Here is a 15006-nt window from a genome sequence, read left to right on the forward strand (position 1 = left end):
GGTAGCCCTTAACGTTGTTGAGTTGCATCTTGAGGCAGCGCAAACCAGCGTAACTTTTCGGCACTCGCTGGTAATTCGAGGGTGTATTGCTCAGCAGCTTGATGAGGTATAGTGAGCGCTACTTCGGCTATGCTCAAACAATCTGTTAGTTTAACTGGACAAGTAGGTTGTTTGGGATGTGGCTTTGACACACTAAAGTCAATGTCATCTAAAGTCACTAATAGATGTGGCTTTTGGCCTTGGTATAGCCATACCCCTGACTTACCGTCAAACTGATAATAAGACAGCAGGCGCCAACCATGACTGGCAATTAACTCTACTGCACGAACAATATAATCAAAAGTTGCTTGGTCGATAAAGTAGTTGAAATTCAGTCTTACCCAACCTGGCCTTAAAATCATTTGGCCATTTACAAGTTCTGCTTCTAAGGCTTTGCTATACGACATGTCCATACCAAGTAAGGAGTGTCCATAAGGTCCAGCACAGGAACAACCACCGCGGGCTTGAATGCCAAATAAATCATTTAACAAGGCAACAACAAAGCCGTAATGTAAATATTTTTCTTGCCACTTAATTTGTAAAGAAACTATCGATAACCGAGGAGCATCAGGATTACCCAAAATTTCAATGGATTCATGTTGCTGCCAGCGTTGAATGGCTTGTTCTATAAAATGATGTTCGCGTGTTTCTATTTCTTTCGTGCCAACGGTTTGTTGTAGTTTGAAGACCAAACCTGCACGAATTGATTCCACTATCGCAGGGGTACCACCTTCTTCTCGTCGCTCAGGGTTGTCAATAAAACGGTGATCTTCAGGGGTAACATACACAACGGTGCCACCTCCAGGAACTGCTGGTACCCGATTAGTTAACAAGTGTTTTTTGACGATGAGAATACCAGGGGTGCCTGGGCCTCCAATAAATTTATGGGGTGAAATAAATACGGCGTCTTTGCTGCTGTCGCCTTCATTAGTTTTCTCACCTGTCATATCAATCGCGACATAAGGTGCAGCAGCAGCGTAATCCCAGAGGCTGTAGGCACCGTATTTATGTAATAGGCGGGAGATGGTATCTACATTGGTTTTAATTCCAGTGACATTGGAGGCTGCGGAAAAACTACCGATTTTCAGTGGACGAGCAGAATATTTCTCCAATTCGCTGACTAATGCATCCAGGTCAATCTGACCGTTTTTATCAAGGGGGATGGAAACCAGCTCAGCAATGCTTTCTCGCCAGGGCAGCTCATTAGAGTGATGCTCATAGGGGCCAATAAACACCACTGGACGTTCATTGGGTGGAATTTGTTCTAGCAATTGATATTGCTCATCTAAATTGGCGGGTAAGCGTAAGTTAAGGATATCAATCAACTTATGGATAGCTGCAGTAGCACCGGAGCCACAAAAAATAATTTGATCTTCTTCCTGGCCATTAACTGACTGACGGATAATTTGTTTGGCTTGTTCCCTTAAGGCAGTGGTTTGACGGCCAGTGAATGAGGTTTCGGTATGAGTATTGGCATAAAAGGGGAGTACTTGATGTTGGATAAACTGTTCGATCATGCCCAAAGCCCGGCCTGAAGCAGTATAATCAGCATAAACCAATGGCTTTTGTCCAAATGGAGTTTCAATGGGGTGGTGTTCACCAATGACACTTTGGCGGATGTTGTCGATCAGTTGCTGCATAAGACTACCCTTTCATTCCTTTATCTTCTTAGTATATAAATTATAGTTCTGAATGGCCTGAATATTGTTGCTAAATTGCTATACATTTTCGGCTTTGGTAGGATAAAGTTTCACGTATAACTGTTTTAATGAAACTATGTTCTTTTTGTGTGTTTGATTTGTGAACAATGGATAAGTTTGATAAGGCCATATTAGAAATATTACAGCAAGATGCCACGTTACCAGTTGGGGAAATAGCGGAGCGGGTAGCACTATCTAAAACCGCGTGTTGGCGAAGAATCCAAAAGCTTGAGCAAGATGGTGTCATTCGTAGCCGGGTTGCTTTATTGAGCCAAGAGCAAGTCAATTTACCTTTAACTGCATACATTGCAGTACGAACTAATAAGCACAACGAAAAGTGGTCTGATCAATTTCGCAAAGTAGTGAACAGCCTCCCCGAAGTATTAGAGGTATATCGTACTAGTGGTGATTTAGATTATTTAATTAAAGCAGTAATTACTGATATGGCTGGTTATGATCAGCTATATAAAGCTTTGATTAAGGCAGACTTATATGATGTAAGTGCCAGCTTTGTAATGGAAACCATGAAGCATACTACTAAGTTACCATTGGATTATCTGTAGACTTTTAAAGATGTTTGAGTTTTGTACTGTTTTACATTCATTAAAAAGCCCGCAAAATGTAGGGATGATAATTCGTAGCCACGTAGCGCATGACGGGAAAGAGGTTGTATTTATTGGTCATGAATTACCCTGGCAATTTAAAAAAGGTAGTCAATCCTTTTCCAGAAAATTAGAGAAGCAAGCAGAAATTGTTCATGTGCCAGATCCTAATGACTTGTTTGCATGGCTTGAAACTAGAAATTATACACCTGTCGCTATAGAAATTGCTGAAGGTGCATCATTATTAAATCAGTTTACGTTTCCAGAAAAAACTGCATTAATTCTGGGTAATGAGGCTGATGGATTACCAGCTGATTTTATCATTCAGTGCCGTAGTACTGTGACAATCCCTCAGTATGGCCCAGTAGGGAGTTTAAATGTGGCTGTATCGGCATCTATTGCTATGTATGAGCTGAAGCGGGGGCAGTCACCTGTGGTAATTGAAAATGATGAGTTTCAAACACTGGCTTAAATTCTCAAATGTTTTCAGTTCTTTGGGTTATGAAGATATTATGGTGACTTAATCCGAAAATCTTAATACACTACTTGTGTTGTTAGGTGAAATAAAAAATACGGATATTGCAAAGCAAATATGTGACCGACAATAGCTCTCTTTATTTGTAGTGGGTGCTTATTATTCGGCAGGATGCTGTTAAGGTGCCTCTTTCATGTTAAGCAAAAAACAACATACTTTTTTTATTACTCAGTTTAAGTCATTTTTTTCTTACTCTCCTTGGCTTATTTCATCAATGCTTGTCTTAGTGACTGGAGATGCTATAGCGGTTGATTTTCATGGGTATATTCGTTCAGGAATTGGTACAACCTTAGGTGGTGGTGATCAAGCTTGTTTTAAAGCAAGAAGTGCCCCAGCTAAATATCGATTAGGTAATGAGTGCGAAACTTACGTAGAAATTGGGTTAGGGCAGGAATTATACAAGGAAGGTGAAAAACGTTTTTATGTCGATACCATGCTTGCTTATGTGTCACAGCAAGCTAATGACTATGAAGTGCTAGATGGTAGTGATGATGTAGGAGATGGTGAGTCATCAATACGACAGATGTATGTGATTGGTGAAAATCTGATTGATTCATTGCCTGGTGCTAATATCTGGGCAGGCAAACGTTATTATCAGCGCCATGATATTCATATTAATGATTATTATTATTGGGATGTGTCTGGGCCTGGCGTGGGTATAGAAGGTGTGGATGTCGGTATTGGTAAATTATCTCTGGCTTGGGTACGGAATACTGATGAAGACTATGTTTCAGAAGGGGCACAGTCGGGCACAAATGTAGCCAATGATACTTTTGATATACGTTTGGCCGGGTTAAAAGTGAATGAAGGTGGTTCGCTTGAGTTAGGAGTAGATTATGGGCAAGCCAATTTAACTGATCGCCAGCAAGATTTAAATTTTGATAATCAAAAAGGCTATTTATTTACGGCTCAACATACCCAGTCAGACTGGTTTGGAGGGTTTAATAAACTGGCAATCCAATATGCGACTGATGGGATGGTAGGCAGTGGTCACAATGGTAGCCGAGCGGATAATGGCAAAATGTATCGGCTAGTGAACCAAGGGGTTGTGAATTTTTCCCAGAATATAGAAGGGATGTATGTTGCTCTAATAGAAAAGAAAGACCTAGCAGGTGACAGGGGGCAAACCTGGTTGTCATTGGGGGTTCGACCGGCTTATAAATGGACCGAAATTATGAGTACGGCAGTTGAGCTGGGTTATGATCGAGTCAAGCCAGAAGATAGCAGCTTGGATACAGTTGATCTAACGAAAATTACCCTGGCTCAGCAATGGTCAGCTGGTAGTAGCTTTTGGGCACGGCCAGTTTTACGTGCTTTTTTTACTTATGCCAAATGGGATGGTGATAAGTACAATGCTGCTAGTGAGTCAATTGATGATGGTGACGATGATGGAACAACAGTTGGGTTTCAAGTAGAGGTTTGGTGGTAATTAATGATTAATAAATGGCTTACAGTCACAGCCGGTTTGTTAGCATTATTGTTAAGTTATGCTGGAAAAGCCTCTGATAATATAACCCTGCAGCAGGTGTCTAATGCTATTGCAGAATTGAAGGCCCAAAAATCCTGTTGTACTACCTTTGCAAGTTTGCCTATTAAGCCGTTGTTGGTAAATCAAACAACTGAAGTCATAATCAACAGTCACTCAGTAGTATTTGAATTTAATTCAGGGAAAAGCTATATAGCTGCATTTAAATTGCCAGATACCCAGCGGTCACTGCAAATAAAGTTATTTAGTAAAGCTAATCAAACGGTATTTGAACCCTCAGTGATGTTGTTAGACAGTGAGTTTCGTATAACACGAATTCTCTCAACAGATGATTTTATTTATCGCCCAGCTTGGGGGTTTAAGCCAGATAGTATTGACGGCATGTTTCGGGTAGATCGAAGTCAGCCTGGTAACCCTAACAATGAAACTTATTTAGTGATTTTCTCTACCTTAGCTCAAATGCAGGGTAAAACAACTTTAGTGCATCCAGCAAAAGCATTTGCAAAAGCCCACTATAACCAACCTCCAGAGATACCAGATCCAATAGCCTGGCACTCACCAGTGGGAAATCTTGAGTTGTCAGTCGAAGAAGAGGAGCGTAGCTTTTACGAAAAGCGGTCTTATATACCAGCCTTTAGTTTTCGGCAAGCTAATCAAGCTGTTGATCAATTAGAAACTAAGCAGGAGGTGTTGCCACAGACCCACCAATATTTTAAAGAGGCTGTCAAAAACGCACTAAATCAAGGTGAGGTAGGCAAAGCATTAAGTTTAGTGGAGGAAGCCGAACGACTTGGTCTTAAAGATATAAGGCAGTACTTTATTGAGCGAGTTGTACCAAAACAATAAAAATGCTTAACAAACAAAAAAAGCCCACGAAAAAGTGGGCTAAAAAATACAGTGGGTACAAGTTTATATAAAGAGCGGTTTAGCTGCGGCGTTTACATAATGCAAGTAAACCTAGACCAATTAGGGCTACTGTACCAGGCACTGGTACAGGTGTAGGTGTTTTGGTAGCTGTTACTTTTAAGACCATATCATCGAAATCATAGTCTATTGCGCCACCATCATCGTTTAAACCAATATAAAAGCTATTCTCTCCAGCTGCAGCTAAGAAGAAAGAAGGTTTTAGCAAATCTCCTTTGAGATTATTTCTACCGTTGTTATTGCCGTTAGCTACAGTTGCATGAGGTGTTTTAAAGCTAAAGTTTAACCAGTTTCCTTGCAGCATTGAGTCAATGATCTGTTGTCCTGCTTGAGACTGTTTGTTGTTAAAGCTTTGTCCATTGATTGTTAGGAATATGTTTTCAAAGGATGCTTCAGACCCTAGAAACTCGTAAGTAAGATTAACATTGCTATTAGCTTTTAGGTTGCCGCCATAAGTAACCTGTAAACCAGGTTGAGTAATACCGCCACTTGGGTTGTGATTACCTGGTAAGGTTCCAACCTGGCCACCTTCGATAGAAAGTAAACCTGCAGTAGCAGAAGTAGCACTAGCAAGAGATAGAGCTAGTACACTAAGCGCTTTTTTCATGGACTTCATGGAAGAGACCTACTACATTTTATGGATATTAAAGAGTCACTTGCCCTATACACGAAACGTGCCAATGTTACATAACCTGCTACTGTTGTACACTTTAAATAATAAACTCAAGCTGTAGTGTAAACCCTCATAAAGTAGAAGATTTTTATTTCATCTTGTTTAATGTGAGCTGCATTTGGCTTATTATGTGATGTGGTTAAATATAAATTAATAAATGTGATTTAGTTAACTTATTCATAAGTAAGAAGGCGTGTAAAAATAAATAACATTCGTTTTTAACGCTTATGTTAGCCTGTTTATCTACATTGTTAGTTGGTTGATTAGTAACCTTTTTTCTAAATGATTACTGAAATGGATTTGGATTTCTTTTGGCATTTCATTCAGTAAACAACCACGCTGTTTTACTTCTTTGGGTTGTGTCTGTTGCCAGATATCAAGAGCAGCCTGTAATCGGGTTAACTCAACAATAGGCTCAAGGTCTTTTTTTAATTGCAGGCTTTTTATAAGCTTATTGTCTGTAGTAGTGTTCGCATATAGGTGTGTACTTTTTGATTTTGAGGTATTAACTAAACCAACGCTATTACTACTATAATAAATAGCATTCCTTGCCATTTTATATCGTTTTAAAGCCAGACAAACCAGGCTTAGCTCAGGAGAGCGGCGATGAAAAATTGATTTTTTCAATGTTTTTTCAAAGAGGTTATTGACAGGATGAAGCAGCTCTAGCTTAGATAGCTTGTTATTATTATGTTTGGTTGTCAGTGCAAACTGACTCCCTGTTTTAATATAAATTTTCATATTTTTCCGTGCCAAAGATTATATAAGTTAGATTACGAAAGGACAGTCAAACATGAGGTGGTTTCACTGTATAATCAGTCATAAAATGGTATATAAATTGGGAAATAATATTATATAAGCTTAATAGGTCTAGACAACTAGTTTCATGCTGAGGAAACGTAAAGATTTCACTAAAAGTATCAATCGCATAATAAAAAAATATTTATTACAAAAGAAAGCTTACCTGTTGGTACACAATATGAAGTAATAGCTCAAGTTGAAGTGGGCAAAGCATGGTATGGCTCTTCCCGTAAAGTATTTCAGTCTTTTGCTGATGCAGCGAGAGATCTAGGTGCAAATGCTGTTGTAGACGTGAGGATATGGTATCAACCTTCAGGATGGTCTTGGGCTGCACCTCATGGTTCAGGAAAAGCAGTAAAGGTAATTGAACCATTTAGTATTGATTTTTCGCAGGTGAAAGGATATTGGCACTAACGTTAGATACTATTTTTATACGCTAGTCTGTTATCGATTTGTGTAGGTATAATTACTTATGACGTGCAGTGTTTGGTAAGTTCTTTAAGTCATATTTTGCCATAATTGACCATTTTTGGTTTATTTACTCATTGCATTATACAGCGTAAGATTTTCACTGCTCCTTAGAGGATCTCTTATTTATACGCTATTCATTATAAATGAAGGGTTTTCTATTTTTTTAGTGGGCTAACGGTAGCCTTAGGAGATGTATTCGTTTTTTATAATATTATAGGTGGTATATGAAAAAAATATCTGCATTACTGTCTGCTACACTGGTGTTTACATCACTATTTTCCCATGCAAAAGATGATGAGCTTATTAAAGAAACTTTTGATAAGTATTCTGCAAAAGGGACGATGATCATTTCTTCTTATGATGGTTCTCAGCAGTATATTTACAATCAAAAACGTAGTGAGCAAGAGTTCTTGCCAGCTTCTACTTTTAAGTTGCTCAATACACTAATTGGTCTAAAAGAAGGTGTTATTACTAAAAATACTGTCTTTAAATGGGATAGTAAAGACAAGGGATGGGATATGTGGAATAAAGATCAAACATTGAAGTCTGCTCTGTCATACTCCTGTGTTTGGTGTTATCAGCAAATTGCTAAACAAGTGGGTAACAAAACATATTTAGAACACTTTAATAAAGTAAATTATGGTAACAAAAAAACAGGTCCTAATGTTCAACGATTTTGGTTGGATGGCGAATTACGAGTTACAGCCCAACAGCAAATTGATTTAGTGAAAAGAATTTATGACGAAAAACTACCTTATCCTAAACAGGATATAGAAACGCTCAAGAATATAATGGTGGTAGAGAAAAAGCCTAATTATACCCTTTATGGTAAAACTGGCTGGGCAAATAACTCTATACAACAAGTAGGCTGGTTTATAGGGTTTGTTGAAACAAAGTCTGGTCCTTGGTTTTTTGCTATGAATATTGAAATGACTGAAATGAAACAGGCCTCAATAAGAAAATCAATAACCAAAGAGGTATTGTTGGGGAAAAAGATAATATTTTAGTTATTTTATTTTTAACTCTATAGGTAAGGTGAATGGTTTTCAGGAGGTTTAGCTTACTACTGTGAAGCCAGCGATAGCAGCATTCACTGAAATAAAAAGTGCTAGGGCCATCACGCGATGAGCCCAGTACAGCAGACTTGCCAGGAACTTATGTGCTTTATAAATGTTTGGGAAACAGATAGTTTAATACTTCTCAGTTCCGGCATTGCTCTGATTAGTGGTGCCCATACCATCGCATAAGCTATATTCCCATTACCCATGGTCCTCTGTGACGACAACAGATCCTAAAGATTATTCACGCAGGGTATGCTTGTTTGCAATAACTTTGGTTAGCATGAAGAGAGTAAATTAAAAAGCGCACAATCCTTGTGCCTGTATAAAAATTATTTATTTTTAGAGGTTCTTAATGGATATTGCTTTAATTTTAAATCATACTCTGCAAAATCTTTAATTGGAGCATAATAAAATTGTGTATTACCAAATCCTTTCGCTGAATTTAATGCTACCATTAATATACTTTTTCCTTCTTTATTAGTAGCTAAACCTACAATGTCGGATTTGCCATCATTGTTTACGTCAGCAACTGATTGCTGCCTGTATCCATAAAACTTTGTTGCAATCTGTTTGTACAGATTAAAGCTATATCCACTCATATTTTCAGCAACGTTAACAATCCCAACTTGATGAAAGGTAATTAGGTCAGCATAGCCATCTTGGTTGATATCGACAACTTTTATACTGAAAGGCTCTTTATTAGGTGCTTTGCTATGTAACCATGAAGCTACTGCCTGGAAACCATTAGACTGGGAGTTTATTGCTACATCAACCGTTTTGTTATTCAAACCCACCAGGTCAGGATATCCATCATAATTTACATCGGCTATTTCAATGTGCTTGTATTTTGAGATGTTAAATTTTCCTGATATCTTCTTCCACTTAGTACTAAAAGAGCCATTATCTCCTTCAATTAAATAAATATTATCTTTATAGAAGAAGATAATGTCGTCACTGCCATCATTATCGATATCGGCTAATTTTAAGTAGTCTGCGCTGTTTTTTAAGTTTCCTTTAAACTTTGTTAATACAGTGTTATTGCCAATAAAATTTGAGCCATGGTTTAAAATAGAGGTAACGCCTTTATTGCCTATACCTACAATATCTGTTAATCCATCGTTATTGATATCTTGTAATATAACATATGTAAGAGCATCATCACTTCCGGCGTAACCAAAACCTAAGTTACTAATTCCATTAGTACCAAATGAACCTTTCCAATGATTAATTTCTAGCTGTTCTATTGCCCCATCACCATCCAGGTCACGATAATAATAGCTATATTCGCTTTTTGGGGCAGTGAAAGTACCTACTTCAGTAAACAATTTTTTTGCATCTATGTTTATATTATCTTCAGATGCAAATGAAACAGCACTAACAGTACATATACTGGCTAAAATAGAAGTTCGAATAGCTTGAGTGAGTTTATTTTTCATTTATATCTTCTATAAATATAGTTGATCTAATAGTAATAAAAAGGGCCCCAAAAGAGGCCAAGCCACGGGGGTAGTAGTTAGTTATGAAGTGAGTTAGTAGTTATAGGTATTAAAAATTATATTGAGCAGATAATGTATAAGTATCAATATCTGTTTCACCAAAAGCCAAGTCTTTATGGCCAACATCCTTGATGCGCTCCCATTGTAGACCAAAGGTGACGTTGTTAGTAATATTGTAGTTTACACCTAAGCCTAGGGTTAGACTATTACCGCTTTTGTTTTCACTGTGACCGTTAGCATCTGGTAAATCAAACTGGTCTTGAATAATTTCGTTTTTTAATACTCCAGAATAGTTTGTGCTGCCTTTTTCATTAATTTTCCACTTCATCACTCCTACACTTGCTTTAAGATCAATACTTCTGTTAAGAGGATAAAATCCAATAGCTTTAACACCTATTCCTTTAAGTTTGCTTGTTACTTTCCCATTAAGTTCGCCATCTATACCATTGTATTTACTAGAGCCATTATATTTATAATCAGCATTGGAGAATTTATTGTAATCTAACTCAACACCAAAATATTTATTTACTCGATATCCTAAAAATATTTTTCCTAGATTACTCTCATTAGAACTTTTTGTTCCATATTGTGTTTGTATATTGTCTCCTCCATTGTGAATTAGTTTACTTGCATTTGATAGTGATTCTTTAGTGCTTCTATCTATATCTTCATAAGCGTCATAACTAGACTTACCAGCCCCAATTCCTAAATAAAACCCACTTTTTTCATCAGCAAATGGATTTAAACTATCTTCAGCAAAAGCTGGTGCTGCTACCGTGCTGGCAATAATGGCAGCTAAAACCGTTTTTTTCATAGTTACCTCATGTTAGTACAGCTATTTACAACTTTTTTGTATATATAAAGGCTTAATTGGGATTCCTCTTTTTTATTTTTACAACCGATCTATTTTATAAAGAAAGATATCTCGGGAGCTTGCTCCCGAGTGTAACTGTAAAAATTCCGTTTGACCGAAGGTCAATCATGTCGGCGTAAACTCGGTTGCTTGCGGCCGAGTAGTCGAGGTGAAGGAATTTTTTTAATGTATACACATTAGTTATTAAATAGATGTTTATCGACAAAGGAATCCAGATTAAACCTTGATAGAAAAAGGTTTTGTTATCTTTCGTTGGCTATGCTTAAGTGAAACTAAATTTTTAAACAACTGTTTTTCTTTTGAATTAAGATAATAGGTGTGGATATTTACTCTTATTTGATTGACTATGTCAACCAAATGTATGATAAGATAAGGAAAACTACTTATTAATTGTGAAGCTAGAGCTATAAAGCACTTGTATTTGTGTGTTGTACTGTTTTTTTTAGAGTATAGCTGCCATTCTGTGTTAGTGTATTTGCTAACTTCTTAGCATACTATAAGAATATAGTTGACGTTGTAAACTATATTGAGTACTATGCTTATCATCTTAATCAGGTGCGTTTAGTTTTTGTTTGATCTAGAATACATGAATTGAATGAAAACTATTGTGCAGGTTCAGTATTTTAAGGGTATTTGGTCCTCTTGTTATACCTATTTAGTTTTATCTATGTGGCAGTTGATATAGCAAGAGGTTTTTTTGATAAGTATTTAATTTTTTATATTTCAGGCTTCTTACATAAAAGCACTTAATGGTATAGATATATTTTATAAACTCATAGGTATTTACATTTAAAGTTATCTCTTAGTTGTAAGAGATATCTCCTTTTTCACCTGATAAAAGTTTGGAAACAATTTTCTTAAGAGAATCATGTTCTCGATGAGTAAGTTTTTCTAAAAAATACTCATTAGTTTTCTGTGAGCAATATGCCGCGATTTCTAAAGCATTCTCACCCTTTTTAGTTAAGCGGACTTGAGATGAACGGCCATCTTCTTGAGAGGGCTTTCGTGATATTAACTTTAGTTTCTCCATTTTGGTTAGGGATCGAGCTGTTGCTGTACGGTCGATACCTGTTTTATCTGCTATTTGTGATGGAATAGCAGCATTATGTTTGCCAATGGCAGATAAGATTACCCACATTTGTATAGTAATCTCTGAGCCTGATTCTTCTAATAACACTTCGAAGCGTCTTTGCATCACTTTTGAAAGGCGATGAATAAAATATCCCATACTGTCATCTGCTGAGTAGGGTTGCTTGGTAGTGGGCATATAGTTACCTATGTCAATTAAACCTTTATCCCATTATATGTGAGACTAATGTTGGGATGCCAATAGCAATTGGCTTGTTTGCTTACAATCTCTTGAGCCTTGCCTATATCAGATGAGATATTGTATGACACGTTACAATGTAAAGATTCTGTAAAGGCCTAGTGGTTAGAGTTTGCCAGGTGGTGTTGAAGTCAGTATAGTGGTTGGTAAACTACATTTGTTTATAAACCAATCTATATCCTAAGCCATGTTTTAAGCTTGGGTATCAGTCACTCTCTGGATATTGAGTGTTTTAGCTGTCGCTCAACCGCTTTCTCTAAAAGCAACTTTGCGCTGGATATAGAAAGACTTATATGGTTAACAGGTATGATTATTAAAGCAAACACTACATTTCTAAAGACGTTTGCCGCTTTAATTTCGGTGTTAATACTTTCTGTTTCGGTAAATACTTATGCAGATAGTATGCGCTGTAAAAATCGATTGGTTTCTACTGGGGATTCAAAAGCAAAGGTATTGCTGACTTGCGGTGAGCCTATGTTGAAAGAAGATCACAGCTATACCGTTTCTGAGAAAGTAAACAGTGATATTTATAGACATAATCAGCAATACAATGGTGTAAATGCTCATGGTGCCAGTAGAGAAATTACCCGGCTTATCAATGTAGAAAAGTGGACCTATAACCCAGGCCGTAACAAGTTTCTTAGAATAGTCACTTTTAAGGAAGGCAAAATTGACTCCATAGAAACGGGTGAGCGAGCCAACTAATCATGTTAAAGCTATACTTTTTTACAAAGGTATAGCTTATTCTTTTTCTTGTCTGTAGTAACTTTTCTATAGTAAACCAGAGTCCTCTAGCTTAATAGTAATCCCCTTTATATCTGCCTCAGTCATCAATATCGCCAGATATTGCTGAATAGCCCTTAATCTCACTTTAGTTTGCAAATAGCTTTTGATTTTAGCTTCAACTTGCTCATAAGGTAGCTGCTGTCCTTCTGCTTTTGCTGTTACCCAAACTACATGATATCCATAACGCGTTTCAATAGGTCGAGGTGATAGCCCTGGTGCTAGTTTAAATACTTGGCGTTCAAATTCTGGAGTAGTTTGCCCTTTACTAATTTGTCCTAAGTCACCGCCAGACTCTTTAGATGGACAAGCTGAGTGGAATAAAGCAAGTTCATTGAAAAGAGCGGGTTCTTTAGTCAGTTCTTTAATTATTTTTTCTGCTTGTTGTTTAGCTTCCATTCTTGCGGGGGTATCTTCTGGTGGTGCTGCTAATAAAATATGTTTAACCGCTATGACAGGGGGGCTGGTAAACCGTTCTGGGTTAGTAGCATAGATTTGTTTGCACTCTTGTTCTGAAGCAGTGGGGATATCTACTTCTTGTTCTAATAATGTGCGTATAGCGGCTTCTTCTTCAGACTCTTCGGTCCGATGTTCTATAGGCAGTTGCTGTTTTTTTATTTGTTGATTAAGTAATAGTTTTATTACTAAAGCTTGGGTTGCTAAATACACAGCTTCTTCAGGATTATCTGCTGGATGATATTGTACTTCCTGTGCTATTTCCTGTTCTGATATTTCTTCTCCATTGACGAAAACAGGATTAATTGTAATGGGAGCTGTTTGTTGTGAAGCATGAGAGCAGGCTGGTTGATTCATAGTAAATTATCCTTTTTGCCTGACTACCTGATAACACCTACCGATATACCACACGGGGGCACTGATAATATGTACAAGCCGTGTGAATGGGAACAATATAAATAATGTCATTCCCAAGAACACATGCAGCTTATAAATAATACTCACTGGTGATATTGAGGCGGCCGCAGCGGCTGGTTGCAGAGTAATAATATATTGTGCCCAGTTAGCCAATAACACCATCACTGAACCATCCATATGCTGAGAGGACACCAGAATTGAAATTAAACCTAATACTAGCTGTACCCATAAAACAACTAACACTAATAAATCAGATTTACTGGTATTAGCTTTAATTCTGGAGTCAGTTAAACGGCGGTGGATTAACATAGTTAACCCTACGAAGCATAAGATGCCGAATATACCACCAGATACCATAGCTAATAATTGTTTAGCAGGGGTAGAAATAACATGGTGATAAACTGACTCTGGTGTTAACAAACCAACCACATGGCCGAGCAAAATAAAAATAACGCCTACATGGAACAGGTTACTGGCAAGGCGCATATTTTTCTTTCGCAACATCTGGCTTGAGCCTGCTTTCCAAGTATATTGGGATAAATCAAAGCGTGCCCAACTGCCTATCAAGCAAATGGCTAACGCGACATAGGGATAGATGCCAAATAACAATAAATTGATAGTCATGATCTTGCTCCCCTATTACTGTTAGTGGTATTGCGAGAAGAGGGATTGGTTACAAAATGGATGGGAGTTGGCAGTTCCTCCTTGGCTTTTTTAGGTTTAGTACTAAGGTTGCAACTGTTGCCTTCTAAACCAAAGGTCACTTGCTCTTCTTCCCATACCTTATCAATGGCCTCGGGAGTATAATCAGGCTCTTCATTTGCCACTTGTTTTTGCAGGTCGCTTAAATCAACCTTGACATCTGCAAGCTCAAGTAATACTTCAAAGCAACGGGAATAAATGCTCTCACGTTGAGCTAGGCGCACTTTTAAAACAGCTAAAATTGGCGCAATATTGGTTAGTTGCTGTTGTATAGAGGTTTGATCTTGATGAGTTAAAAATTCAAGAAAAAGTGGCAAATAATCGGGTAATTCCCGAACTCTGATATGAAAGCCTTGTTCTTTATAAAGCTCCATTAAATCGACCATCGCTTGACCACGGTCACGGGATTCACCATGAACATGTTCAAATAATAGCAGCGAAACAGCACGGCCTCGGTCAAATAAACCAACATATTCTTCTTGCCGGTCCATTAAATCCGTGGTGGTTAGGTGATTTAGCACATCGATCAAAACAGTTTTGTTTTTTGGATTTAATTCCTGATCATGCTCAATGGCTTCAGCAAGCTCACCTCGTCCTTGTTGTAATTCAGTTGAAGGATAATCAAGCAGTAATGAAATAACCTTTAATATTTTCATTCG

16 protein-coding genes are annotated in these 15006 nt (G+C 37.5%); 7 read left to right on the forward strand and 9 right to left on the reverse strand.

Features of this window, described 5'->3' with window-relative positions; all coding sequences use genetic code 11:
• Nucleotides 1-8: 8 nt before the first annotated feature.
• A complete protein-coding gene (locus tag G4Y78_RS08625; RefSeq protein WP_163832636.1) occupies nt 9-1679 on the reverse strand; it encodes an aminotransferase class V-fold PLP-dependent enzyme in 1671 nt (556 codons plus the stop codon).
• 167 nt (nt 1680-1846) lie between these two features.
• Between G4Y78_RS08625 and G4Y78_RS08630 the strand changes: the two genes are divergently transcribed.
• The 4 genes from G4Y78_RS08630 (at nt 1847) to G4Y78_RS08645 (ending at nt 5208) form a co-directional block, all read left to right on the forward strand.
• Nucleotides 1847-2302 (forward strand): Lrp/AsnC family transcriptional regulator, encoded by a 456-nt coding sequence (locus tag G4Y78_RS08630; protein WP_163832637.1) that lies wholly within the window; start codon nt 1847-1849, stop codon nt 2300-2302.
• 10 nt (nt 2303-2312) lie between these two features.
• A complete protein-coding gene (locus G4Y78_RS08635; protein WP_163832638.1) occupies nt 2313-2813 on the forward strand; it encodes an RNA methyltransferase in 501 nt (166 codons plus the stop codon).
• Between the two features lie 196 nt (nt 2814-3009).
• Nucleotides 3010-4305, forward strand: a complete 1296-nt coding sequence (locus G4Y78_RS08640; protein WP_163832639.1) for a maltoporin — start codon at nt 3010-3012, stop codon at nt 4303-4305.
• A 3-nt stretch (nt 4306-4308) separates the two neighbouring features.
• Nucleotides 4309-5208, forward strand: a complete 900-nt coding sequence (locus G4Y78_RS08645; protein ID WP_163832640.1) for a MalM family protein — start codon at nt 4309-4311, stop codon at nt 5206-5208.
• Between the two features lie 79 nt (nt 5209-5287).
• On the opposite strand, the gene G4Y78_RS08650 is transcribed toward G4Y78_RS08645, so the two are convergent.
• Both G4Y78_RS08650 and G4Y78_RS08655 read right to left on the reverse strand, forming a co-directional pair.
• Nucleotides 5288-5902 carry a PEP-CTERM sorting domain-containing protein gene (locus G4Y78_RS08650; protein WP_163832641.1) on the reverse strand — a complete coding sequence of 205 codons (615 nt, stop codon included), beginning with the start codon at nt 5900-5902 and terminating at the stop codon, nt 5288-5290.
• 300 nt (nt 5903-6202) lie between these two features.
• Nucleotides 6203-6700, reverse strand: a complete 498-nt coding sequence (locus tag G4Y78_RS08655) for a hypothetical protein (RefSeq protein WP_163832642.1) — start codon at nt 6698-6700, stop codon at nt 6203-6205.
• Nucleotides 6701-6961: 261 nt separating this feature from the next.
• Between G4Y78_RS08655 and G4Y78_RS08660 the strand changes: the two genes are divergently transcribed.
• Together G4Y78_RS08660 and blaOXA are read left to right on the forward strand one after the other, a co-directional pair.
• Nucleotides 6962-7174 (forward strand): YbjQ family protein, encoded by a 213-nt coding sequence (locus G4Y78_RS08660; RefSeq protein WP_163832643.1) that lies wholly within the window; start codon nt 6962-6964, stop codon nt 7172-7174.
• A 281-nt stretch (nt 7175-7455) separates the two neighbouring features.
• The gene (gene blaOXA / locus G4Y78_RS08665; protein WP_163832644.1) at nt 7456-8238 is read left to right on the forward strand and encodes a class D beta-lactamase; all 783 of its coding nucleotides are present in this window, start codon (nt 7456-7458) and stop codon (nt 8236-8238) included.
• A 383-nt stretch (nt 8239-8621) separates the two neighbouring features.
• Here the strand turns inward: blaOXA and G4Y78_RS08670 are convergent, their stop codons facing one another.
• From G4Y78_RS08670 to G4Y78_RS08680, 3 genes are all read right to left on the reverse strand, one after another.
• Nucleotides 8622-9728 carry an FG-GAP repeat domain-containing protein gene (locus G4Y78_RS08670; protein ID WP_163832645.1) on the reverse strand — a complete coding sequence of 369 codons (1107 nt, stop codon included), beginning with the start codon at nt 9726-9728 and terminating at the stop codon, nt 8622-8624.
• A 109-nt stretch (nt 9729-9837) separates the two neighbouring features.
• Nucleotides 9838-10602: an outer membrane beta-barrel protein gene (locus G4Y78_RS08675; protein WP_163832646.1), complete on the reverse strand. Its 765-nt coding sequence runs from the start codon at nt 10600-10602 to the stop codon at nt 9838-9840.
• A gap of 862 nt (nt 10603-11464) precedes the next feature.
• On the reverse strand, nt 11465-11929 hold the full coding sequence (locus G4Y78_RS08680; RefSeq protein ID WP_163832647.1) for a MarR family winged helix-turn-helix transcriptional regulator: 465 nt from the start codon (nt 11927-11929) through the stop codon (nt 11465-11467).
• A gap of 366 nt (nt 11930-12295) precedes the next feature.
• Here G4Y78_RS08680 and G4Y78_RS08685 point away from each other — a divergent pair, with 366 nt between their 5' ends.
• A complete protein-coding gene (locus tag G4Y78_RS08685) occupies nt 12296-12694 on the forward strand; it encodes a DUF2845 domain-containing protein (protein ID WP_163832648.1) in 399 nt (132 codons plus the stop codon).
• 66 nt (nt 12695-12760) lie between these two features.
• Here G4Y78_RS08685 and G4Y78_RS08690 read toward each other — a convergent pair whose 3' ends face one another.
• From G4Y78_RS08690 to narJ, 3 genes are read right to left on the reverse strand one after another with little or no spacing between them, the layout of a single operon-like run.
• Nucleotides 12761-13585: a peptidylprolyl isomerase gene (locus G4Y78_RS08690; protein ID WP_163832649.1), complete on the reverse strand. Its 825-nt coding sequence runs from the start codon at nt 13583-13585 to the stop codon at nt 12761-12763.
• 6 nt (nt 13586-13591) lie between these two features.
• On the reverse strand, nt 13592-14269 hold the full coding sequence (gene narI / locus G4Y78_RS08695; protein WP_163832650.1) for a respiratory nitrate reductase subunit gamma: 678 nt from the start codon (nt 14267-14269) through the stop codon (nt 13592-13594).
• A complete protein-coding gene (gene narJ / locus G4Y78_RS08700) occupies nt 14266-15003 on the reverse strand; it encodes a nitrate reductase molybdenum cofactor assembly chaperone (protein ID WP_163832651.1) in 738 nt (245 codons plus the stop codon). The genes narI and narJ overlap by 4 nt, the downstream gene beginning before the upstream one ends.
• Nucleotides 15004-15006: the final 3 nt, after the last annotated feature.

The sequence above is a fragment of the Spartinivicinus ruber genome (genome assembly GCF_011009015.1).
GTDB lineage: Bacteria > Pseudomonadota > Gammaproteobacteria > Pseudomonadales > Zooshikellaceae > Spartinivicinus > Spartinivicinus ruber.

Coding starts and splice junctions, on each gene's coding strand:
- G4Y78_RS08635 (WP_163832638.1), top strand. CDS start 2,313: ATGTTTGAGTTTTGTACTGTTTTACATTCATTAAAAAGCCCGCAAAAT.
- G4Y78_RS08670 (WP_163832645.1), bottom strand. CDS start 9,728: ATGAAAAATAAACTCACTCAAGCTATTCGAACTTCTATTTTAGCCAGT.
- G4Y78_RS08630 (WP_163832637.1), top strand. CDS start 1,847: ATGGATAAGTTTGATAAGGCCATATTAGAAATATTACAGCAAGATGCC.
- G4Y78_RS08650 (WP_163832641.1), bottom strand. CDS start 5,902: ATGAAGTCCATGAAAAAAGCGCTTAGTGTACTAGCTCTATCTCTTGCT.
- G4Y78_RS08685 (WP_163832648.1), top strand. CDS start 12,296: ATGATTATTAAAGCAAACACTACATTTCTAAAGACGTTTGCCGCTTTA.
- narI (WP_163832650.1), bottom strand. CDS start 14,269: ATGACTATCAATTTATTGTTATTTGGCATCTATCCCTATGTCGCGTTA.
- G4Y78_RS08640 (WP_163832639.1), top strand. CDS start 3,010: ATGTTAAGCAAAAAACAACATACTTTTTTTATTACTCAGTTTAAGTCA.
- G4Y78_RS08675 (WP_163832646.1), bottom strand. CDS start 10,602: ATGAAAAAAACGGTTTTAGCTGCCATTATTGCCAGCACGGTAGCAGCA.
- G4Y78_RS08655 (WP_163832642.1), bottom strand. CDS start 6,700: ATGAAAATTTATATTAAAACAGGGAGTCAGTTTGCACTGACAACCAAA.
- G4Y78_RS08690 (WP_163832649.1), bottom strand. CDS start 13,585: ATGAATCAACCAGCCTGCTCTCATGCTTCACAACAAACAGCTCCCATT.
- blaOXA (WP_163832644.1), top strand. CDS start 7,456: ATGAAAAAAATATCTGCATTACTGTCTGCTACACTGGTGTTTACATCA.
- G4Y78_RS08625 (WP_163832636.1), bottom strand. CDS start 1,679: ATGCAGCAACTGATCGACAACATCCGCCAAAGTGTCATTGGTGAACAC.
- G4Y78_RS08680 (WP_163832647.1), bottom strand. CDS start 11,929: ATGCCCACTACCAAGCAACCCTACTCAGCAGATGACAGTATGGGATAT.
- narJ (WP_163832651.1), bottom strand. CDS start 15,003: ATGAAAATATTAAAGGTTATTTCATTACTGCTTGATTATCCTTCAACT.
- G4Y78_RS08645 (WP_163832640.1), top strand. CDS start 4,309: ATGATTAATAAATGGCTTACAGTCACAGCCGGTTTGTTAGCATTATTG.